This is a genomic window from Mesorhizobium sp. CNPSo 4689 (assembly GCF_057784325.1).
This window is the reverse complement of sequence record NZ_JBWLUZ010000003.1, coordinates 45,109-65,568: the sequence shown is the minus strand read 5'-3', so window position 1 is coordinate 65,568 and position 20,460 is coordinate 45,109. Positions and strand designations below refer to the sequence as shown.

At 64.1% G+C, this 20,460-nt stretch carries 20 protein-coding genes; 6 read left to right on the top strand and 14 right to left on the bottom strand.

The features are described from left to right. Positions 1 to 91 precede the first annotated feature (91 nt). The 11 genes from lpdA to mdh form a co-directional block, all read right to left on the bottom strand. Positions 92 to 1,495, bottom strand: coding sequence for a dihydrolipoyl dehydrogenase (gene lpdA, locus AC04SI_RS05305; protein WP_404278430.1), 1,404 nt, complete (start codon positions 1,493 to 1,495; stop codon positions 92 to 94). Positions 1,496 to 1,520: 25 nt separating this feature from the next. Further along, complete coding sequence (locus AC04SI_RS05300; RefSeq protein ID WP_404278428.1) at positions 1,521 to 2,276, bottom strand: SDR family oxidoreductase; 756 nt, start codon at positions 2,274 to 2,276, stop codon at positions 1,521 to 1,523. Next, complete coding sequence (locus AC04SI_RS05295; protein ID WP_404278766.1) at positions 2,273 to 2,725, bottom strand: hypothetical protein; 453 nt, start codon at positions 2,723 to 2,725, stop codon at positions 2,273 to 2,275. The genes AC04SI_RS05300 and AC04SI_RS05295 overlap by 4 nt, the downstream gene beginning before the upstream one ends. A gap of 69 nt (positions 2,726 to 2,794) precedes the next feature. Beyond that, complete coding sequence (locus AC04SI_RS05290; protein ID WP_404278426.1) at positions 2,795 to 3,106, bottom strand: hypothetical protein; 312 nt, start codon at positions 3,104 to 3,106, stop codon at positions 2,795 to 2,797. Then, positions 3,106 to 3,375, bottom strand: a complete 270-nt coding sequence (locus tag AC04SI_RS05285; protein ID WP_404278423.1) for a hypothetical protein — start codon at positions 3,373 to 3,375, stop codon at positions 3,106 to 3,108. The genes AC04SI_RS05290 and AC04SI_RS05285 overlap by 1 nt, the downstream gene beginning before the upstream one ends. 11 nt (positions 3,376 to 3,386) lie before the next feature. Next, a complete protein-coding gene (gene odhB, locus AC04SI_RS05280) occupies positions 3,387 to 4,679 on the bottom strand; it encodes a 2-oxoglutarate dehydrogenase complex dihydrolipoyllysine-residue succinyltransferase (RefSeq protein ID WP_404278421.1) in 1,293 nt (430 codons plus the stop codon). A gap of 31 nt (positions 4,680 to 4,710) precedes the next feature. Beyond that, on the bottom strand, positions 4,711 to 7,698 hold the full coding sequence (locus AC04SI_RS05275) for a 2-oxoglutarate dehydrogenase E1 component (RefSeq protein ID WP_488473980.1): 2,988 nt from the start codon (positions 7,696 to 7,698) through the stop codon (positions 4,711 to 4,713). 148 nt (positions 7,699 to 7,846) lie between these two features. Continuing rightward, positions 7,847 to 8,749, bottom strand: a complete 903-nt coding sequence (gene sucD, locus AC04SI_RS05270) for a succinate--CoA ligase subunit alpha (RefSeq protein WP_192181726.1) — start codon at positions 8,747 to 8,749, stop codon at positions 7,847 to 7,849. A gap of 50 nt (positions 8,750 to 8,799) precedes the next feature. After that, the gene (locus AC04SI_RS05265) at positions 8,800 to 9,171 is read right to left on the bottom strand and encodes a cupin domain-containing protein (RefSeq protein ID WP_404278416.1); all 372 of its coding nucleotides are present in this window, start codon (positions 9,169 to 9,171) and stop codon (positions 8,800 to 8,802) included. Between the two features lie 4 nt (positions 9,172 to 9,175). After that, positions 9,176 to 10,369, bottom strand: a complete 1,194-nt coding sequence (gene sucC / locus AC04SI_RS05260; protein WP_404278414.1) for an ADP-forming succinate--CoA ligase subunit beta — start codon at positions 10,367 to 10,369, stop codon at positions 9,176 to 9,178. Positions 10,370 to 10,400: 31 nt separating this feature from the next. Continuing rightward, positions 10,401 to 11,369: a malate dehydrogenase gene (mdh, locus tag AC04SI_RS05255; protein ID WP_404278412.1), complete on the bottom strand. Its 969-nt coding sequence runs from the start codon at positions 11,367 to 11,369 to the stop codon at positions 10,401 to 10,403. 215 nt (positions 11,370 to 11,584) lie between these two features. Between mdh and AC04SI_RS05250 the strand changes: the two genes are divergently transcribed. Beyond that, the gene (locus AC04SI_RS05250; RefSeq protein ID WP_404278410.1) at positions 11,585 to 12,013 is read left to right on the top strand and encodes a GNAT family N-acetyltransferase; all 429 of its coding nucleotides are present in this window, start codon (positions 11,585 to 11,587) and stop codon (positions 12,011 to 12,013) included. 252 nt (positions 12,014 to 12,265) lie between these two features. Here the strand turns inward: AC04SI_RS05250 and zapE are convergent, their stop codons facing one another. The 3 genes from zapE to AC04SI_RS05235 all read right to left on the bottom strand — a co-directional run bounded on the left by zapE (position 12,266) and on the right by AC04SI_RS05235 (position 14,802). Continuing rightward, positions 12,266 to 13,465 carry a cell division protein ZapE gene (gene zapE / locus AC04SI_RS05245; protein WP_404283345.1) on the bottom strand — a complete coding sequence of 400 codons (1,200 nt, stop codon included), beginning with the start codon at positions 13,463 to 13,465 and terminating at the stop codon, positions 12,266 to 12,268. Between the two features lie 89 nt (positions 13,466 to 13,554). After that, positions 13,555 to 14,094 carry a protease inhibitor Inh/omp19 family protein gene (locus tag AC04SI_RS05240; RefSeq protein WP_404283347.1) on the bottom strand — a complete coding sequence of 180 codons (540 nt, stop codon included), beginning with the start codon at positions 14,092 to 14,094 and terminating at the stop codon, positions 13,555 to 13,557. A 264-nt stretch (positions 14,095 to 14,358) separates the two neighbouring features. After that, complete coding sequence (locus AC04SI_RS05235) at positions 14,359 to 14,802, bottom strand: VOC family protein (RefSeq protein ID WP_404283349.1); 444 nt, start codon at positions 14,800 to 14,802, stop codon at positions 14,359 to 14,361. 133 nt (positions 14,803 to 14,935) lie between these two features. Between AC04SI_RS05235 and AC04SI_RS05230 the strand changes: the two genes are divergently transcribed. The 5 genes from AC04SI_RS05230 (at position 14,936) to ftsY (ending at position 20,408) form a co-directional block, all read left to right on the top strand. After that, on the top strand, positions 14,936 to 15,949 hold the full coding sequence (locus AC04SI_RS05230) for an MBL fold metallo-hydrolase (protein WP_404283350.1): 1,014 nt from the start codon (positions 14,936 to 14,938) through the stop codon (positions 15,947 to 15,949). Between the two features lie 58 nt (positions 15,950 to 16,007). Beyond that, the gene (locus AC04SI_RS05225) at positions 16,008 to 16,169 is read left to right on the top strand and encodes a DUF1328 family protein (protein WP_120014473.1); all 162 of its coding nucleotides are present in this window, start codon (positions 16,008 to 16,010) and stop codon (positions 16,167 to 16,169) included. A gap of 97 nt (positions 16,170 to 16,266) precedes the next feature. Then, on the top strand, positions 16,267 to 17,151 hold the full coding sequence (gene dapF / locus AC04SI_RS05220) for a diaminopimelate epimerase (RefSeq protein WP_404283352.1): 885 nt from the start codon (positions 16,267 to 16,269) through the stop codon (positions 17,149 to 17,151). Beyond that, a complete protein-coding gene (gene mtaB / locus AC04SI_RS05215; protein WP_404283354.1) occupies positions 17,151 to 18,449 on the top strand; it encodes a tRNA (N(6)-L-threonylcarbamoyladenosine(37)-C(2))-methylthiotransferase MtaB in 1,299 nt (432 codons plus the stop codon). Before dapF ends, mtaB begins: the two co-directional genes overlap by 1 nt. Before the next feature lie 12 nt (positions 18,450 to 18,461). Further along, positions 18,462 to 20,408, top strand: coding sequence for a signal recognition particle-docking protein FtsY (gene ftsY / locus AC04SI_RS05210; RefSeq protein ID WP_404283355.1), 1,947 nt, complete (start codon positions 18,462 to 18,464; stop codon positions 20,406 to 20,408). Positions 20,409 to 20,460 lie beyond the last annotated feature (52 nt).

Genomic DNA, 20,460 nt, shown 5'->3' with positions numbered 1-20,460 from the left:
ACCGGCGCGCAGCGGACATTTGGGGCCGTGAGCACCGGAAGCGCAGAAAACCGCGTCAGATGGCCGCCGGAGTAGAGTTTATGAAGGGGCCTTAGATGTGGATCGGCTTGAAGAACGTGGCCAGCGCCGCTTCCTTCACCGCTTCCGACATTGTCGGGTGCGCATGGCAGGTGCGGGCGAGATCTTCCGACGAGCCGCCGAATTCCATCAGCACCGCCGCCTCGTGGATCATCTCGCCGGCGCCGAAGCCGACGATGTGGACGCCAAGCACGCGGTCGCTCGCCTTGTCGGCCAGTATCTTGACGAAGCCGTCGGTGTGCAGCATGGCGCGCGCCCGGCCGTTGGCCGTGAACGGGAATTTGCCGGCCTTGTAGTCGATGCCGGCCTTCTTCAGCTCCTCCTCGGTCTTGCCGACCGAGGCGATTTCCGGGCTGGTGTAGACGACGTTCGGGATCACGTCATAATTCACGTGGCCGGCCTGGCCGGCAATCGACTCTGCCACCGCCACGCCCTCGTCCTCAGCCTTGTGCGCCAGCATCGGCCCGGCGATGACGTCGCCGATAGCGTAGATGCCCGGCACATTGGTCCTGAGATGGCCGTCAGTCTTGACCCGGCCGCGCTCGTCGACCTCGACGCCGGCTTCCTTCAACCCGAGACTGTCGGAATAGGCGCTGCGCCCGGTCGAGATCAGCACCGCATCGGCCTCGATCGTCTCGGCGGCACCGCCCTTCACCGGTTCGAAAGTGACGGTCGCACCCTTCTTGGCCTTGGCGACGCCGGTGACCTTGGCGCCGAGCTTGAACTCGAAGCCTTGCTTGGAAAGCATGCGGTGGAACTGCTTGGAGACCTCGCCGTCCATGCCGCCGAGGATCGTGTCGAGGAACTCGACGACGGTGACCTTGGCGCCGAGCCGCGCCCACACCGAGCCGAGTTCGAGCCCGATGACGCCGCCGCCAACCACCACCAGATGGCCCGGCACCTTGGCCAGCGACAGCGCGCCGGTCGACGACACGATGACCTTCTCGTCGATATCGACCTTGACGCCGGGAATGCCGGCGACGTCGGAACCGGTGGCGATGACGATGTTCTTGGTCTCGATCTCCTCGACCTTGCCGTCCTCGCCGGTGACCGAGACCTTGCCGGCCGCGACCACCTTGCCGGTGCCGTGAAAACTATTGATCTTGTTCTTCTTGAACAAGAAGGCGACGCCGTTGACGTTGGCCGCCACCGTTGCGTCCTTGTGCGCCATCATCTTCTTCAGATTGAGCTTCGGCGTCACCTCGACGCCGAGCGCGTCGAAGGAATGGCCGGCCTCAGCGAACACCTCGGAGGCATGCAGCAGCGCCTTGGACGGGATGCATCCGATGTTCAGGCAGGTGCCGCCGAAAGTCGCGTTCTTCTCGACCACGGCCGTCTTCAGCCCGAGCTGTGCTGCCTTGATGGCGCAGACATAGCCGCCGGGTCCCGATCCGATGATAACGACGTCATAAGCCATGATGGTGTCCTTCTTGGTCCGGCCGTCAGCGGCCGCCGCTTACATTCAGGATCGCGCCCGTCGAATAGGACGCCGCGTCCGACAACAGATAGAGGATTGCGCGCGCGACTTCATCCGATGTGCCCGCCCTTTTCATCGGCAGCGTATCCTGGATGCGCGCCACGCGGTCGGGCTGGCCGCCGGAGGCATGGATTTCGGTGTCGATGATGCCCGGGCGCACCGCATTGACGCGGATGCCCTCGGTCGCCACCTCGCGGGCAAGCCCGAGGGTGAAGGTATCGATCGCGCCCTTGGATGCCGCGTAGTCGACATACTCACCCGCCGAGCCATGCGCTGAGGCGGCCGACGAGACGTTGACGATGGCACCACCCTTGCCGCCGTGCAGCGTCGACATGCGCCTGACCGCCTCGCGCGCGCAGAGGAAGGATCCGACGACATTGATGCGCATCATGCGTTCCAGCCGCGCGCCACTCATCTCGTCGAGGCGCGCCTTGACGTCGACGATGCCGGCATTGTTGACGAAGGCATCGAGCCGCCCCCAGGCACGGTCGACCGCCTCGAACATTGCCAGGACATCGGCCTCTTTGCCGACATCGCCTCTGACCGCGATCGCTTCGCCGCCGCCAGCCTCGATCTCAGCGACCAGCGCCCTGGCGGCGCCTTCATTGGCGGCATAGTTGACTGCGACGCGGTAGCCGGCTTCCGCTCCGAGCCGGCAGACCGACGCACCGATGCCGCGGCTGCCGCCGGTGACCAGAAGAACCTTTTGCGCCGCGCTCATTCCTGGCAGCCCTTCAGCAGAAACACATCCCACGGCACCTTGGAAAAACCGCTGGCGCCATAGGCCGCCGACATCTGCAGGGACGGCCCGAGGTCGGGGAAGATCAGCGTCTTCGGCGCGTCGACGCCTTCGGCCGGCAGCAAGGCGATATTGCCCTTGTCGTCGGAACTGTAGACGACACCTTCCCAGACCGTGCAGGCGGCGAGCTCATCGCCGGTGACGTCGCCTGTCGGGCATTTGTACATCAGCGAACCATGCGGCCGTGCCACGCCATCCGTCCACATGACGATGCCGTCCAGCACGACGCCCTTGTCGAGCACCATCTTGAAGCTGTTGGTGACGGTGGCCGAGTCCATGGTCGGCCTGAAATCGATGCCGGCCTCGCTTTCGGCATCCGCATAGACGGCAAGCGCCAGCGGACAGGCGGCGAGCGCGGTAATCGGTGCCATCACGACCACTGCTATCGATGCAGCCAGTGCACGCTCGGAAATGCGGGAGGGCCGGATCGTCATTCGCTTCTATCCGCCCTGAACATCCCGGTCGACAATGGAGACCGCAGTCAGAAAGTAGTCTATCTCAAAGACAATTTTTGCATTGCCGTCCACCGGAATGGTGCTGACCTCGTATTTGAGAGTCAAATAGCGGGAGCCTTCCGCCAGCTCGACATAAATGTCGCGTTCATCGCCGCCACCGACTCTCCACTTGAATTCGGATTTGTTCAGGAACTGCAGCGCCTTCGGCAGCGCGTGAAGCGCAATCGGCTTGCTTCCGGAAAAAATTGCCGGATGCCTTCCAAGATTGAGTTCGAAATCGCCGCGCCAGGTCGCCATCAGATACCGATTACCAATCCTGCGGTGGAAGGCTTGATGCTGATCGACCGCAAGCGAAAATCGGGACTGAAGAAGAACTCGCAATTCGTGCCATAGATGCACCACGCCGACGCGGTGTCTCCGTGGCGATAATAATTGTCCGCCCGCACATCCTCCGGGTCGATCAAGCCTCGAACCGTTTCACGGCTGCTTTTGCCGAGTTCGATCGGCCCCGCCCGGCCTGTCGTGACAAGCTCGAACAGATCGATCGGCTCGACAGGCTCAGCCACAGCACCAGACCTTAAAGGTCGAGCACCAGCCGTTCCGGATCCTCCAGGCTTTCCTTGACGCGCACCAGGAAGGTCACGGCTTCCTTGCCGTCGACGATGCGGTGATCGTAGCTCAGCGCCAGGTACATCATCGGCCTGATGACGATCTGGCCGCCGACCACCACCGGCCGGTCCTGGATCTTGTGCATGCCGAGAATGCCCGATTGCGGTGCGTTGAGGATCGGCGTCGACATCAACGACCCGTAAACGCCGCCGTTGGAAATCGTAAAGGTGCCGCCCTGCATATCCGCCACCGAGAGCTTGCCGTCGCGCGCGGCAATACCCAACCGGCCGATATCCTTTTCGATCTCGGCGATCGACATCTGGTCGGCGTCGCGCACGACCGGCACGACAAGGCCTTTTTCCGTACCGACGGCGACGCCGATATGGGCATAGTTCTTGAAGATGATGTCGGTGGCGTCAATCTCGGCATTGACCGAGGGGATCTCCTTCAGCGCATGCGTCACCGCCTTGGTGAAGAAGCCCATGAAGCCGAGCTTCACGCCGTGCTTCTTCTCGAACACGTCCTTGTATTTGGTCCGCAGCGCCATCACCGCGCTCATGTCCACCTCGTTGAAGGTGGTGAGCATGGCGGCGGTCGACTGCGCTTCCTTGAGCCGGCGCGCGATGGTCTGGCGCAGCTTGGTCATGCGCACGCGCTCTTCGCGCGACGCGTCGTCGGCGGTTGACGGCGCGCGCACGGCAACCGGTGCCGCCTTCGGCGTCTCGGCCGGCTGCGACGGCGCGCCCTTGGCGATGGCATCGAGCACGTCGCCCTTCAGCACCTGGCCGCGCTTGCCCGAGCCCGCGATCTGGTCGACCGCGAGATTGGCCTCGGCGATCAGCTTTGCCGCGGCCGGCGCCGGCGGCATGGAGCGCTGTTCGATCGCGCCGGCGTCGCCGGCGATCTTGGCGCTCTCGGCCGCGGCCTGCTTGACGGTGGACGCCGCCTCGGGGCTCGACGCCTGTGACACCGCCTGCGGCTTGGTCTCCTGCTTGGCCTCTGACTTGGCCGCCGGAGCGCCGGCGCCAGCCGAAATCGTCCCCAGCAGCGCGCCGACCTCGACCGTCTCGCCTTCCTTGACGGTGATCTCGGACAGCGTTCCGGCGCTTGCTGCCGGCACCTCCACCGTCACCTTGTCGGTTTCGAGCTCGACCAGCGGCTCGTCGGCGGCGATCGTGTCGCCGACCTTCTTGAACCATTTGCCAATGGTCGCCTCGGTGACGGATTCGCCGAGTGTGGGGACGCGGATTTCGGTAGCCATTGTGCCTGTCCGTTCTGTCTCTTGAAGGGTTCTATTCGCCGAGCGCGTCGTCGAGCAAGGCGGCGAGCTGGCTGAGATGCTTCGACATCAGTCCGGTCGCCGGCGAAGCGGCAGCCGGCCGGCCGGTGTAGCGCACCCGCTGATGCTTGGCGTCGATATGCGCCAGCACCCATTCGAGATACGGATCGATGAACGACCAGGCGCCCATGTTCTTGGGCTCCTCCTGGCACCACACCATCTCGGCGTTGCGGAAGCGCGACAGTTCGGTGATCAGCGCCTTGGCCGGGAACGGATAGAGCTGTTCGACGCGCAGCAGGTAGATGTCATTGATGCCGCGCTTCTCGCGCTCCTCGTAGAGGTCGTAATAGACCTTGCCCGAGCACAGCACGACACGGCGGATCTTGGAATCCTTGACCAGCTTGATCGCCTGGCCGGAAAGCAGCTGGGCATCGTCCCACAGCAGCCGGTGGAACGAGCTTTCGCCCGAGATCTCCGGCAGCGTCGACACCGCCCGCTTGTGGCGTAGCAGCGACTTTGGCGTCATCAGGATCAGCGGCTTGCGGAAATCGCGCTTCAGCTGCCGGCGCAGAATGTGGAAATAGTTAGCCGGCGTGGTGACGTTGGCCACCTGCATGTTGTCCTCGGCGCAAAGCTGCAGGAAGCGCTCGAGCCGGGCCGATGAGTGTTCGGGCCCCTGGCCTTCATAGCCATGCGGCAACAGGCAGACGAGGCCGGACATGCGCAGCCACTTGCGTTCACCCGACGAGATGAACTGGTCGAACACAACCTGGGCGCCGTTGGCGAAGTCGCCGAACTGTGCTTCCCACAAGGTCAGCGCCTTCGGCTCGGCCAGGCTGTAGCCGTATTCGAAGCCGAGCACCGCTTCTTCCGACAGCATCGAGTTGATGACTTCGTAGCCTGCCTGCGCCGCCGACAGATTGTTGAGCGGGATGTAGCGGGTTTCGTCGCTCTGGTCGTAGAGCACGGAATGGCGCTGCGAGAAGGTGCCGCGCTCGGAATCCTGGCCGGACAGCCGGATCGGATTGCCGTCGAGCAGGATGGCGCCGAAGGCCAGCGCCTCTGCCGTCGACCAGTCGATGCCTTCGCCGGATTCGATCGCCTGGCGGCGGTTCTCAAGGAAGCGCAGGATCGTCTTGTGCGCCTCGAAATCCTTCGGCACCTCGGTCAGCTTCTTGCCGATTTCCTTCAGCGTCTTGACCGGCACGGCTGTCTTGCCGCGCCGCTGTTCGTCCTGGTTGTCGGCCGTGCGCAGGCCCGACCAGGCGCCGTCCAGCCAGTCGGCCTTGTTGGGCTTGTAGTGCTGGCCGACCTCCCATTCCGATTCCAGATGCGCCCGCCAGTCGGCCTTCATCTTGTCATACTCGGCCTGGGTGATGTGGCCTTCAGCGATCAGGCGATCGGCATAGATCTGCACCGTCGTCTTGTGGTTGCGGATGCTGCGATACATGATCGGCTGGGTGAAGGCCGGCTCGTCGCCCTCATTGTGGCCGAAGCGGCGATAGCAGAACATGTCCACCACGACTGGCTTGTGGAACTTCATGCGGAATTCGGTCGCCACCTTGGCGCCGTGGACCACGGCTTCCGGGTCGTCGCCATTGACGTGGAAGATCGGCGCCTCAATCATCTTGGCCACATCCGACGGATAGGGCGACGAGCGCGAGAAACGCGGATTGGTGGTGAAGCCGATCTGGTTGTTGATGATGAAGTGCAGCGTGCCGGCGACGCGATGGCCGCGCAGGCCCGACAGGCCGAGGATCTCGGCGATCACGCCCTGGCCGGCGAAGGCGGCGTCGCCGTGCAGCAGCAGCGGCATCACCTTGGCGCGTTCCGACAGCGGCACGATTTCACCGCGCTCGCGGCCGGCGAACTGGTCCTGCTTGGCGCGTGCCTTGCCCATCACCACCGGGTCGACGATTTCCAGATGCGAGGGATTGGCGGTGAGCGACAGATGCACCTTGTTGCCGTCGAATTCGCGGTCCGACGATGCGCCGAGATGGTACTTGACGTCGCCCGAGCCCTCGACCTCGTCGGGAGCGGCCGAGCCGCCCTTGAATTCGTGGAAGATGGCACGGTGCGGCTTGGCCATCACTTGGCTGAGAACGTTGAGACGCCCGCGATGCGCCATGCCCAGCACGACTTCCTTGAGGCCGAGCTGGCCGCCGCGCTTGAGGATCTGCTCCAGCGCCGGGATCAGCGACTCGCCGCCATCGAGACCGAAACGCTTGGTGCCCTTGTACTTGACGTCGATGAACTGCTCGAAGCCTTCCGCCTCGATCAGCTTCTGCAGGATCGCCTTCTTGCCGGGAGCGGTGAAGGTGATCTCCTTGTCGGCGCCTTCGATGCGCGCCTGGATCCAGGCCTTCTCCTCGGGGTCGGAAATGTGCATGAACTCGACGCCGAGCGTCGAGCAATAGGTGCGGGTGAGGATCTCCAGCATCTGCCGGATCGTGCCGAATTCAAGCCCGAGCACATTGTCGAGGAAGATCGGCCGGTCGTAGTCGGCGGCGACGAAGCCGTAATTCTCCGGCGACAGCTCGTTATAGTCCTCGAGCGGCTTGGCGATGCCGAGCGGGTCGAGATTGGCGTGCAGATGGCCGCGCATGCGGTAGGCGCGGATCATCATGATGGCGCGCACCGAATCGCGCGTCGCCTGGTGCACGTCGGCGTCGGACAGCGCGACGCCGTTGACGACCGCCTTCTCCTTGACCTTCTTCTCGATCGCCTTCTCGACGAGGCCCCAATTGCCGTCGAGCGCCGACACCAGTTCGCCATTGGCCTGCAGCGGCCAGGACGGCCTCGCCCAGGAAGCGCCCTTGGCGTTCTTGCGGACATCGCCGGCGTCATCCTGCAGCGCCGCGAAGAAGTCCTGCCATTCGGGATTGACCGATTCAGGATCGTTCTCATAGGCGGCGTAGAGCGCGTCGATATAGTCGGCATTGCCGCCATAAAGAAAAGAGGTAAGCGAAAACTGGTCGTTGGCCTGATCTTGTCGTGCCATTTTTGTCTGCGGAGCCCGGCTCCGTCTCCTTGTCAGAGTGAATGGTGAATAGTGAGTAGTGAATAGTCGGTAGTAAGCAGGGGAATTCCCCACTGCGCGCCGCTACTCACCCACTCTTTCCATTCACTATTCACTATTCACTACTCACTTAACCTTTGATCGCCTCGACCAGCGTCGTGCCCAGCCGTGCCGGCGACGGCGATACCTTGATGCCGGCCGATTCCATCGCCGCGATCTTGTCCTCGGCGCCGCCCTTGCCGCCAGAGATCACCGCGCCCGCATGGCCCATGGTGCGGCCGGCCGGCGCCGTGCGCCCGGCGATGAAGCCGGCCATCGGCTTGCTGCGGCCACGCTTGGCTTCGTCCTTGAGGAACTGCGCGGCGTCTTCCTCGGCCGAGCCGCCGATCTCGCCGATCATGATGATCGACTTGGTCTCGTCGTCGGCGAGGAACATCTCCAGCACGTCGATGAACTCGGTGCCTTTGACCGGATCGCCGCCGATGCCGACGGCAGTGGTCTGGCCGAGGCCGACATTGGTGGTCTGGAACACTGCCTCATAGGTAAGCGTTCCAGAGCGGGAAACAACGCCGACCGAACCCTTGCGGAAGATGTTGCCGGGCATGATGCCGATCTTGCATTCGTCGGGCGTCAGCACGCCCGGGCAGTTCGGCCCAATCAGCCGCGAAGTCGAGCGGTCGAGCCGTGCCTTGACCTTGACCATGTCCATCACCGGTATGCCTTCGGTGATGCAGACGATCAGCGGGATCTCCGCCTCGATCGCTTCGATGATCGCCTCAGCTGCACCCGCCGGCGGCACATAGACCACCGAGGCATTGGCGCCGGTCTTTTCCTTGCCTTCGGCGACGGTGGCGAAGATCGGCAGGCTCTCGCCCGTCGCGCCGGTCCAGGTCTCGCCGCCCTTCTTGGGGTGGATGCCACCGACCATCTTGGTGCCGTGATAAGCGAGCGCCTGTTCGGTATGGAATGTGCCGGTCTTGCCGGTCAGGCCCTGCACCAGCACCTTGGTGTTCTTGTCGACGAGAATGGACATTGGAGCCCTTTTCTAAAAACCGTTGATCGAGGAAGGCTGCGCGGTCATGGTCAGAGCCGCTTGAGATCGGCGACGGTGAGGTCGCTCTTGGCATTGCCGGTGTTTAAAGTCGTCGCCGGCTCGAACATCAGCACGATGGGCTGTTCGCTCAGCGAGCGCGGCCGGTGCTCGACGCCGCGCGGCACGACGATGAAGTCGCCTTCGCCGAGCTCGACCGGCCCGTCGCGGAAATCGATGGCGATACGCCCGCGCAGGACGAGGAAGGCTTCGTCCTCATTGTCATGCGCGTGCCAGTCGAAGACGTCGCCGAACTTGGCGACCTTCGCCTGGCTGTCATTGACGTCGCCGGCGATGTGCGGATCGAACACCTTAGTGATCGTCCGGTCCGCCGCCTCGACGAGGTTTATCTTGCGCGGAGGCACAGGCTTAGCCCTTCACCGCCTTGACGATCTTCTTGGCCGCGTCGTCAAGGTCATCCGCCGACACCACGTTCAAGCCGCTCTCGTTGATGATCTTCTTGCCGAGCTCGGCATTGGTGCCTTCCAGCCGCACCACCAGCGGCACTTGCAGCCCGACCTCCTTGACCGCGGCAATGACGCCCTCGGCAATGATGTCGCACTTCATGATGCCGCCGAAGATGTTGATCAGAATGCCTTCGACCGCCGGATCCCGGGTGATGATCTTGAACGCCGCCGTCACCTTCTCCTTGGAAGCGCCGCCGCCGACATCGAGGAAGTTGGCGGGTTCGGCGCCATAGAGCTTGATGATGTCCATCGTCGCCATGGCGAGGCCAGCGCCGTTGACCATGCAGCCGATGTTGCCGTCGAGCGCGACATAGGCGAGGTCGTATTTCGACGCCTCGATCTCCTTCTCGTCCTCTTCGGTGGTATCGCGCAATTCCATCACGTCGGGGTGGCGGAAGAGAGCGTTGTTGTCGAACGACACTTTCGCGTCGAGCACGCGCAGCCGGCCGTTCTTCATGACGATCAGCGGGTTGACCTCGAGCAGGCTCATGTCCTTCTCGACGAAGGCGTTGTAAAGCAGCGGGAACAGCGTGCCACCGTCCTTGGCCGCGTCACCGTCGAGCTTCAGCGCGCTGTTGAGCGTCTTCACGTCATCCGCCGTCACGCCCTTTTCCGGGTCGACGGCGACGGTGATGATCTTCTCCGGCGTGTCGTGGGCGACCGCCTCGATGTCCATGCCGCCCTCGGTCGAGACGACGAAGGCGATGCGGCCGACCGAACGGTCGACCAGGATCGACAGATAGAGCTCGCGCTCGATGTCGGCGCCGTCCTCGATATAAAGCCGGTTGACCTGCTTGCCGGCCGGGCCGGTCTGCTTGGTGACCAACGTGTTGCCGAGCATCTCGTTGGTATTGGCGACGACATCGGCCACCGACTTCGCCAGCCTGACACCGCCCTTGGCGTCGGGCGACAGCTCCTTGAACTTGCCCTTGCCGCGGCCGCCGGCATGGATCTGGCTCTTCACCACATAGAGCGGGCCGGGCAGCGCCTTGGCGGCGGCTTCCGCCTCGCTCGCCTTGAACACCGGCACGCCCTCGGCCACCGGCGCGCCAAAACTCTTCAGCAGCGCCTTGCCCTGATATTCATGGATGTTCATACGCGTTGTCTCCAGATCAGCTGCTGGGGGATCACTTCGAGGCGAGGTGCGGGGCGATCTTGACGCAGGCCTCGGTGAGGCCCTGCACCGTCGCCACCGAAGCGTCGAACATCTTCTGCTCGCTCTTGTTGAGGTCGATCTCGATGATGCGCTCGACGCCGCCGGCGCCGATCACCACGGGCACGCCGACATAGGTGTTCTTGACGCCATACTGTCCGGAGAGATGCGCCGCGCAGGGCAGCACGCGCTTCTTGTCCTTGAGGTAGGCTTCGGCCATCGAGATCGCCGAGGCGGCCGGCGCGTAATAGGCCGAGCCGGTCTTGAGCAGGCCGACGATTTCGGCACCGCCGTCGCGGGTGCGCTGCACGATCTGGTCGAGCTTTTCCTTCGAGGTCCAGCCCATCTTGACGAGGTCGGGCAGCGGAATGCCGGCGACAGTCGAATAGCGGATCATCGGCACCATCGAGTCACCATGGCCGCCGAGCACGAAGGCGGTGACGTCCTCGACCGACACCTTGAACTCCTCGGCCAGGAAATAGCGGAAACGTGAACTGTCGAGCACGCCGGCCATGCCGACGACATGGGTCTTGGGCAGGCCGGAAAACTTCTGCAGCGCCCAGACCATGGCGTCGAGCGGGTTGGTGATGCAGATGACGAAGGCCTTCGGTGCGTATTTCTTGAGACCGGCGCCGACCTGTTCCATGACCTTGAGGTTGATGCCGAGAAGGTCGTCGCGGCTCATGCCCGGCTTGCGCGGCACGCCGGCGGTGACGATGCAGACATCGGCGCCCTCGATCCCGGCATAGTCATTGACACCGGTCAGCCTGGAGTCGAAGCCGTCCACCGGCGACGATTGCGCGATATCCAGCCCCTTGCCCTGCGGAATGCCCTCGGCGATATCGAACAGCACCACATCGCCGAGATCCTTGAGGCCGATCATATGGGCGAGCGTGCCGCCGATCATGCCAGAGCCGATGAGCGCTATCTTGTTGCGTGCCATGTCAGGATGTTTTCCCTTGGTCTGTGACGGCGCCAAACGGCGTCGAGGAAGAGGCCGGAATGCTGCGGGGAACCGCGGATTTTCGCCGCACCAAATAGCCTCGGTGGAGATGAAATTCAAACGATTATTTTGGGCGTAGGAATTTCAATCGGTTAGATGATTTGGGACTTACGTAAACGTCAAAGTTTGTGAGCCGACTTCGAGGAATTTACACAATGACGATCGAAATCAGAAGGCTGGAAGCGGGCGATGACGCCCTTGTGATGCATGTCGCCGAAGACGTGTTCGACGAGCCGGTGCGGCCGGACAGGCTTGCCGCCTATCTCGCTTCGCCGGGTCATTTCATGATTGTGGCGCTGGCCGACGGCGTGGTCGTCGGTGAATGCGCCGCCGTCATCCATCGCCACCCCGACAAGGTGAGCGAACTCTACATCGACGAGGTCGGCGTGACGCCGGCCTTCCAGCGCCAGGGCATCGCCCGAAAAATGCTCGACGCGATGTTTGTGATCGGCAGGGAGAATGGCTGCGAGGAAACGTGGGTCGGCACCGAGCCGGACAATGCTGCGGCGCGAGCGCTTTACGAGTCGCGCCGGGAGCCGCATGGACCGGCGGAGGAGTTCGTCATGTATGTGTATAAGCTTTAGGCTTGGCCGAAGCCTCTTCACCTTCGTCATCCTAGGGCGAAGCAGGAGCGAAGCGACGTCGCGCCGACCCCAAGATCCATCCCGTGACGCGGAGGAAAACGCAGCGATGCAGAACGGGCTCCCCTCTTTGGCGTTCCCGCCGACGTCTCGCAAGGATCTGCGCCGCCACGGCGCTCGTAAGTCACGGCATGGATCTTAGGGTCTGCGGTCCGCTTTGTGTCGCTCCACCCTAGGATGACGAAGGCATGGCGGCTACGCCTGCGCCTGATGCGCTTCTGCCGGCGCCATCCTCGCCTTCAGCCGCTCCGCCCAATCCTCCAGCCAGTCGCGGCTCTGCATTTCGATCAGCCGCGAGGCCGTGCGCTCGAACTCGAACACCTCGTTGCCGCGCTTGGCCGTGTAAAGCGCCTGTGGCGGCGCTTCGGCGCTGACCACCAGCCGCACGTGATGGTCGTAGAGCGTGTCGATCAAAAGGATGAAGCGCTTGGCCTCGTTGCGCTTGCCTTCGCCGAGCACCGGCACATGGTCGATGAAGAGGGTCGAGAAGCGGCCGGCGATGGCCAGATAGTCGCGCGCACCGAGCGGCTTTTCGCAGAGATCGGCGAAGGAGAAGCGCGCCGCATCGCCAGCCGCGCGCGGCACCACCACCTGTCGGCCCTTCACCGTCAGCGCCGTCTCCATGGCCGGCCGGCCATGCGTCATCGCTTCCCAGGCCTGGTCGAGCACGGCATCGGCCGCCGCATCCGCCGGTGCGACATAGACCGGCATGCGACTGAGCTTTTCGACCCGGTAGTCCTTGTCGGCGTCGAGCGCAAGCACATCGGCGTGCCGCCCCAATATGCCGACGAAGGGCAGGAAAAGCTGCCGGTTCAGCCCGTCGCGGTAGAGGTCGTCTGGCACGACATTCGAGGTGGCGACCAGCACCACGCCATTGGCGAACAGCGCCGAAAACAGCCGCGACAGGATCATCGCATCGGCGATATCGGTGACCGAGAACTCGTCGAAGCACAGCACCCAGGCCTGTTCGGTCAGCGCGCGCGCCACCGGCGGGATCGGGTCGTCCTCCTTGACGTCGCCATTCTTGCGCGCCGCCCGGTGCTTCTGGATGCGGTCCTGTACATCGGCCATGAAGTCGTTGAAATGCACGCGGCGCTTGCGCCGGACCGGCAAGAGCTCGAAGAACATGTCCATCAGCATGGTCTTGCCGCGGCCGACGCCGCCATGGATGTAGAGGCCCTTGACCGCCGCGGGCGGCTGCTTGCGCGCGAACAGCCAGCCCAGCGCGCTCGACTTCTGCGCCAGCCGCTTGGCCGAGATCTCGTCGGTCAGCCGGTCGAGTGCGGCGGCGATGCGCTCCTGCGCCGGATCGCGCTCGATGGCGCCGGTCTCGACCAGATGGTCGTAGCGCTGCCTGACGGTCGCATGGGTCTGGAGGCCGTCACGCAGATGCATCGGTCACGTCGTTCTAGAGCAATTCCAGGAAAAGTGTGTAGCGGTTTTCCGTCCGGAATTGCGTAAAAACAAACAAGGGGCGGATCGGCCTATCTTGTAAGCGAGATCGGCAGGCCGGTGGAAGTCTGGCCGTCGAATTTCTCGCCGCCCGAGGAATAGAGGCGCGCCAGCGTGCCGCCATTCTCGTCGTAAAGCGTCAGCTGCTTGCCGGCGACGTTCCAGGACTTGATGCCGTCGATCGGCGCCGGGCAATGCAGCGGGCCGGCACGGTAGCCGGCGCCGAATTTGGTCTGTGGCGTCGCCACCTTGCAGCTCTGGCCCGACACGCTGGCGTTCCAGACGCCAGCGACGCTGGCCGCGGTCAGATCCGGTGCGCTGGCAGGCGCGGTACCGTCCGGCGGCAGCGAGGCGACCTGGCTGTTCGCCGGTGCCGTCGGGAACTGCGACGGGTCGGTGGTGCCAGGCGCGGCGGGCGGCGGCAGCTGGTTTCCCGTCACCGTTCCGGAAGGCGCCGGCGTCAGCGGCGCCGGCTGCTGGTCATCCATCGATGAGAATCGCGAGGTCGAACAGCCGCTTGCAACGAGCGCAGCAAGCGATACGGCCACCAGAGCGGTCTTCGAAAAAGTCATTCCAACCTCCGTCGGATCCGGCTTGGGGGACGCCGTCCGCGCAATCTCTCCCTCACCAAGATGGAGAAGGTGGCAGAATTTCAACCCGATATGGTTAAAATAGGGTTTTCGGCGCAATTGTTGCAGTTTTATCGCAACAGGCGTGTGACGCCTGTTGCGGTCCGGCCCGCGAATGCGCGGCATTTTGGACGTGAAAGCTAGGGCTATTTGTTTTTTGCGCAAATTCCGGACGGAAAACCGCCACGCACTTTTCCTGGAATTGCTCTACGCGGGGAGCGGCGTGCTCGGCACGAAAACGTATCCGTCTGGACCGACGATATGGCATTCGCGTAAGCCGTGCGGCTTGTCGATCGCCCCAGTGAGCACGATGTGGCCGAAGTCGCGCGCTTTGGCTTCAACCGCGTCCGGATCGGCGCCGTAAAGGCGAAGCTCGATGCCCGCGCCGCGCGTTTCCACCCCAGCGATGACGCCGGTCATCGGGTTCTCGAGATAGGAGTGGTCGGCATGCAGCATGAACACTGACCCCAGGAGTTCGATCGCGGCGAAATCCTCATCGGCATAGATGATCCGGGCGCCGAGCACGTCGCGGCAAAACGCTTCCATGGCCGGCATGTCGGTGACCAGAAGATTGACGCCGATGCCGCGTGGCAGCGAACGGCCGAAATCCTCGGCCTTCATCCACGGTGTCTTGGTCCGCCTCTTCGCCATGGTCGTCCTCTGCCTTGCCGCGATCCTAGCCGATGCAGGCCGCCAGCCCTTGGCATTCGCCCGCCAAATGCTTGCGCCAGACGCCCCAGACCCTATCTCAGGAAAAAGCGAACCCAGCGGGAGCGGGAGAAAAATGGCTGCGAGAAAGAGAGCCGCCAACCGCTATTATAGTGGCCCGCCCAGCGACCATTTCGACGGCACCTTGTTCTTCAATCCCGACGGCCAGCCGCCGGGCCGCTTTGCCGATCTGCTGAAATGGCAGTTGAGCGGCGAGCGCTCGAAATGGCCGGCGTCCGATCCGAGTCCGTTTCATCAGGCAAAGCCGGCAGAACGGATCGACGGATCAGGGCTGCGGCTGACCATGGTCGGCCATTCCTCCCTGCTGATCCAGATCGCCGGTCTGAACATCCTCACCGATCCGGTCTGGTCGCCGCGCGTCTCGCCGCTGTCCTTTGCCGGGCCGAAACGCGTCAATGCGCCGGGCATCGCCTTTTCGCAGTTGCCGTCGATCGACCTCGTACTGGTCAGCCACAACCATTACGACCATCTCGACCTCGCCACACTGGCACGGCTCAAGACGAAGCACGATCCGCAAGTGCTGACGCCGCTCGGCAACGACGCCATCATCGACGAAGCTGTGCCCGGCATGCGACTCACGGCACATGACTGGGGCGACAGGGTTGAAATCGGCGACGATGTCGCCGTCCATGTCGAGCCGGTGCATCACTGGTCGGCGCGCGGCGCGCGCGACCGGCGCATGGCGCTGTGGGCGGGTTTCGTCGTCGAAACCCCGGCCGGAAAGGTCTACTTCGCCGGCGACACCGGCTTTCATGGCGGCACCAACTACCGGCTGATGGCTGAGAAGCATGGTGGCTTCCGCCTCGCCATCCTGCCGATCGGCGCCTACGAGCCTCGCTGGTTCATGGCACCGCAGCACCAGAACCCGGAAGAGGCGGTGCAAGGCATGAAGCTGTGCAAAGCCGCCCATGCCGCCGGCTGCCACTGGGGCACGTTCCAGCTCACCAACGAGCCGATCGACGAGCCGGCCCGGAAACTGGCCGAAGCGCTGGACGCGGAGGGGGTGCTGCAAGAGCGGTTCCGCGCCTTGCGGCCGGGCGAGGTCTGGGACGTGCCGGAAAACGGCTGAGGAACCCAACTTTTGAAAACGCGTTGGTTCACAACGCAATTCGGCTGGGAGCCTTTCCATGATCAAGTGGATCATCATTCTACTGATTGTCGCCGCCGCTGCCAGCCTGCTCGGCATGCCCGCGCTGGCGGGTGCCGCCGCCACCGGCGCGCGCATCCTCATCGGCATCGTCCTCATCATCTTCCTGCTGCTCGTACTCGGCGTCTTCGCGGTAACGTAGGCGCGGCGTCTTCGCCGTCGCCAAAAGGCGTGGCACACTGGTAATTCCCGGCCGTTTCCGCCATATAGCGGCAAACGGACATGGAACCATCGGAGCAATGGCAGGCACCGCCCCCTTCGCCAAGATGAACGGCATCGGCAACGAGATCATCGTTGCCGACATGCGCAGCCGTGCCGATCGGGTGACGCCGGCCGCCGCCATAGCCCTGAATGCCGATGCTGCGACCAAGTTCGACCAGATCATGGCGATCCACGACGCCAGGACGCCGGGCACCGCATTCTTCATCGACATCTTGAATTCCGACGGCTCCGGCGCGCAGGCCTGCGGCAACGGCATGCGCTGCGTCGTCCAGGCGCTCGCCGCCGAGACCGGCCAGAAGATATTCACCTTCGAGACGGTCGCCGGCATCCTCAACGCCAGGGAACACGCCGACGGCACGATCTCGGTCGACATGGGCACGCCGCGCTTCGGCTGGCAGGATATCCCGCTGGCCGAGGAATTCCGCGACACCCGCATGATCGAATTGCAGATCGGCCCGATCGACGCGCCGGTGCTGCATTCGCCCTCGGTCGTCTCGATGGGCAACCCGCACGCCATCTTCTGGGTCGACAGCGATGTCTGGTCCTATGAACTCGACCGTTTCGGCCCGCTGCTCGAAAACCACCCGATCTTCCCCGAGCGCGCCAACATCACCATCGCGCAGGTGACCTCGCCGGAAACCATGGTCATCCGCACCTGGGAGCGCGGCGCCGGCCTGACCAAGGCCTGCGGCTCGGCCGCTTGCGCCGCGGTCGTCGCCGCCGCCCGCACCAAGCGCACCGGGCGCAGCGTGTCGCTGATGACACCGGGCGGTGGCTCGCTGCATGTCGAATGGCGCGACGACGACCACGTCATCCTGACCGGTGCCGCCGAATGGGAATTTTCCGGCAGTTTTGATCCGTCGACCGGCGCCTGGGCCCGCGACACCGAAAGCGCGGCCTGATGGGCGCTCTCACAAAGGGTGTCGACGTCGTCACCTTCGGCTGCCGGCTGAACACCTATGAATCCGAGGTGATGCGCCGCGAAGCCGAAAGCGCCGGCCTCGGCGAGCTGCAAGGCGGCGCCATCATCTTCAACACCTGCGCCGTCACCGGCGAGGCGGTGCGCCAGGCCAAGCAGTCGATCAGGAAAGCCCGCCGCGAAAACCCGGCCGCCCGCATCATCGTGACCGGCTGCGCCGCGCAGACCGAGCCGGGGAATTTCGTTGCCATGGACGAGGTCGATCTCGTGCTTGGCAATGAGGAGAAACTGAAGGCGCACTCCTATCGCGCGCTGCCGGATTTCGGCGTCAACGACACCGAGAAGGCGCGCGTCAACGACATCTTCTCGGTGCGCGAGACGGCCGGCCACATGGTCGATGCCATCGAGGGCCGGGCGCGCGCCTTCGTCCAGGTGCAGAACGGCTGCGACCACCGCTGCACCTTCTGCATCATCCCCTACGGCCGCGGCAATTCGCGCTCGGTGCCGATGGGCGCCGTGGTCGAGCAGGTCAAGCGTCTTGCCGGCAACGGATATGCCGAAATCGTGTTGACCGGCGTCGACATGACCAGTTTTGGCGCCGACCTGCCGGGCAGCCCAAAACTCGGCAAGCTGGTCAAGACGATCCTCAGGCAGGTGCCCGACGTGAAGCGGCTGCGTCTGTCCTCGATCGATTCGATCGAAGCCGATGACGATTTGCTCGATGCGATTGCCACCGAGCCGCGGCTGATGCCGCATCTGCATCTGTCGCTGCAGTCGGGCGACGACATGATCCTGAAGCGGATGAAGCGGCGCCATCTGCGCGACCAGTCGATCCGCTTCTGCGAGGATGTGCGCAAGCTGCGCCCCGGCATCGTCTTCGGCGCCGACATCATCGCCGGCTTCCCGACCGAGACCGAGGCGATGTTCGAGAACTCGGAAAAGATCGTCGAGGAATGCGGGCTGACGCATCTGCATGTCTTCCCGTTCAGCCCGCGCGAAGGCACGCCCGCCGCGCGCATGCCGCAGGTCCGCCGCGAGGTGGTCAAGCAGCGCGCCGCCCGACTGCGCGCCGCCGGCGAGGCCGCCTATCGCCGTCATCTCGCTACGCTCGCCGGCACGCGTCAGTCGATCCTGGTCGAGCGCGACGGGCTCGGCCGCACCGAAGGGTTTACGCTTGCCGCTATCGCTGCAGGTTCGCCGGGCGAGATTGTCGAGGCCGAGATCACCGGCCATGACGGCGCCCGCCTGATTGCCGCGCCGGCTACCGCCCGCGCCGCCTGAGAAACGCAAAGCATGGCTGGTTTTTTCAAGAAGATATTTTCGTTCGGCAAGAAGGAAGTGGTCGAGGAGCGGATCGACGAGACCGCACCGCTGCCGCCGATCAAATGGGACGCGCTGGACGCACTGCAACCGGCTGCCGAGCAGGTGTTGCCGGAGTTTTTGAAACGCGACGAGCCTGCGGCAGAGGTCGCGCCGCAGGCTGAACCGACGCCGCCTCCCGCTGTTGAGCCAGAAGCGCCGCCGGCACCGCAACCGGCCCCCGAGGAGCCAAAGCCCGAGCCGACCCCGACCATTCCACCGGCGCCGGAGCCGATTGTTCCGTCCGAGCCGGAACCTCTGCCGGAACCCGAGCCTATAGAAGAGCCGAAACCCGCTCCTGAGATACCTGCCGAGCCGCCAGCGCCTCAGGAAGTTCCTGCGCCCGTCGTTCCCGAGCCTGCCCCCGAACCGCAGCCTCAGGAAGTCCCGCCACCCGCGCCGGCCGAGCCAGAGATCGTCCCGTCACGCCCGGAAAGGCAGCCGGAACCAGCACCGGTCGAAGTGCCGACGCCTCCTGCAGAGGTCCCGGCGGAGACGCCCATACCGGTCGAGATACCACCATCGACTCCGTCTTCTGCGCCGCCATCTTCAGAGCTCAGCCCTGCCCCTCATCCGCCTGCCGGCACCTTCTCCCCGTATAGTGACGGGGAGAAGGGAGCTGATCGTAGCGCCAGCACCCCTCTTGCAGACATCAAAGAAGAAGCCTCAACGCTCGCGCCCCCCTCTCCCCGTCCTTCACGGGGAGAGGGTAAGGGTGAGGGGCAGCGCGAACCTGGCGATATTGGCCTCTCTTCTGCCGAAGCTGCACCATCGGCCGAAATCCCAGCGCCTATTCGCCAGCCATCGCCGGTTGAAGCACAGCCTGTCCTCGTCGAGATCGCACCTGAACTGCAGCCTATCCCACAACCAGCCCCCGAGCTGAAACCCGCTCCCGGCAAGGTGACCGTCTCCAAGAAGGTCGAGCAAAAGGCCGAGCCGCAGAAGGCGCCGGAGCCGGCGCCGAGGCGTTCCTGGTTCCAACGCATGAAGGACGGGCTTGCCCGTTCGTCCCGCGAACTCTCCGGCAACATCGCCGGCGTCTTCACCAAGCGCAAGCTGGACGAGGACACTCTGCAGGATCTGGAGGACGTGCTGATCCGCGCAGACCTTGGCCTGGAGACGGCCTTGCGCGTTACCGACGCGCTGGCCTCCAGCCGCTACGGCAAGGACGTCTCCGATACCGAGGTGCGCGCCGTGATGGCGGCCGAGGTGGAGAAGGTGCTGACCCATGTCGCCATACCGCTGGAGCTCGACCTCTCGCACAAGCCGCATGTCATCCTGGTGGTCGGCGTCAACGGCACCGGCAAGACCACGACCATCGGCAAGCTGGCGGCAAAGCTGACCGATAGTGGCGTGTCGGTGATGCTCGCCGCTGGCGACACGTTTCGCGCCGCGGCGATCGAGCAGCTCAAGATCTGGGGCGAGCGGACGAAGTCGCCGGTCATCGCCTCGAAAATCGGCGCCGATGCCGCCGGCCTCGCCTACGACGCCTTCGAGAAGGCCAAGGAGGCCGGCTCCGACGTGCTGATCATCGACACCGCCGGCCGGCTGCAGAACAAGACCGAACTGATGGCCGAACTTGAAAAGATCGTCCGCGTGCTGGGCAAGCTCGATCCGGAGGCGCCGCATACCGTGCTGCAAACGGTCGACGCCACCACCGGCCAGAACGCGCTCAACCAGGTCGAAATCTTCCGCAATGTTGCTGGCGTCAATGGCCTGGTGATGACCAAGTTGGACGGCACTGCGCGTGGGGGTATTCTGGTGGCGATCGCGGCAAAGCACAAATTGCCGGTCTATTTCATCGGCGTCGGCGAACAGGTCGACGACCTAGAACCTTTCTCGGCAAGCGAATTCGCGAGGGCGATCGCTGGAGTGGCCTAACAAGCGTGATCTCGAAAGGCGCAAGCTTTTTGGATTGGATCGCGCGCAAGAA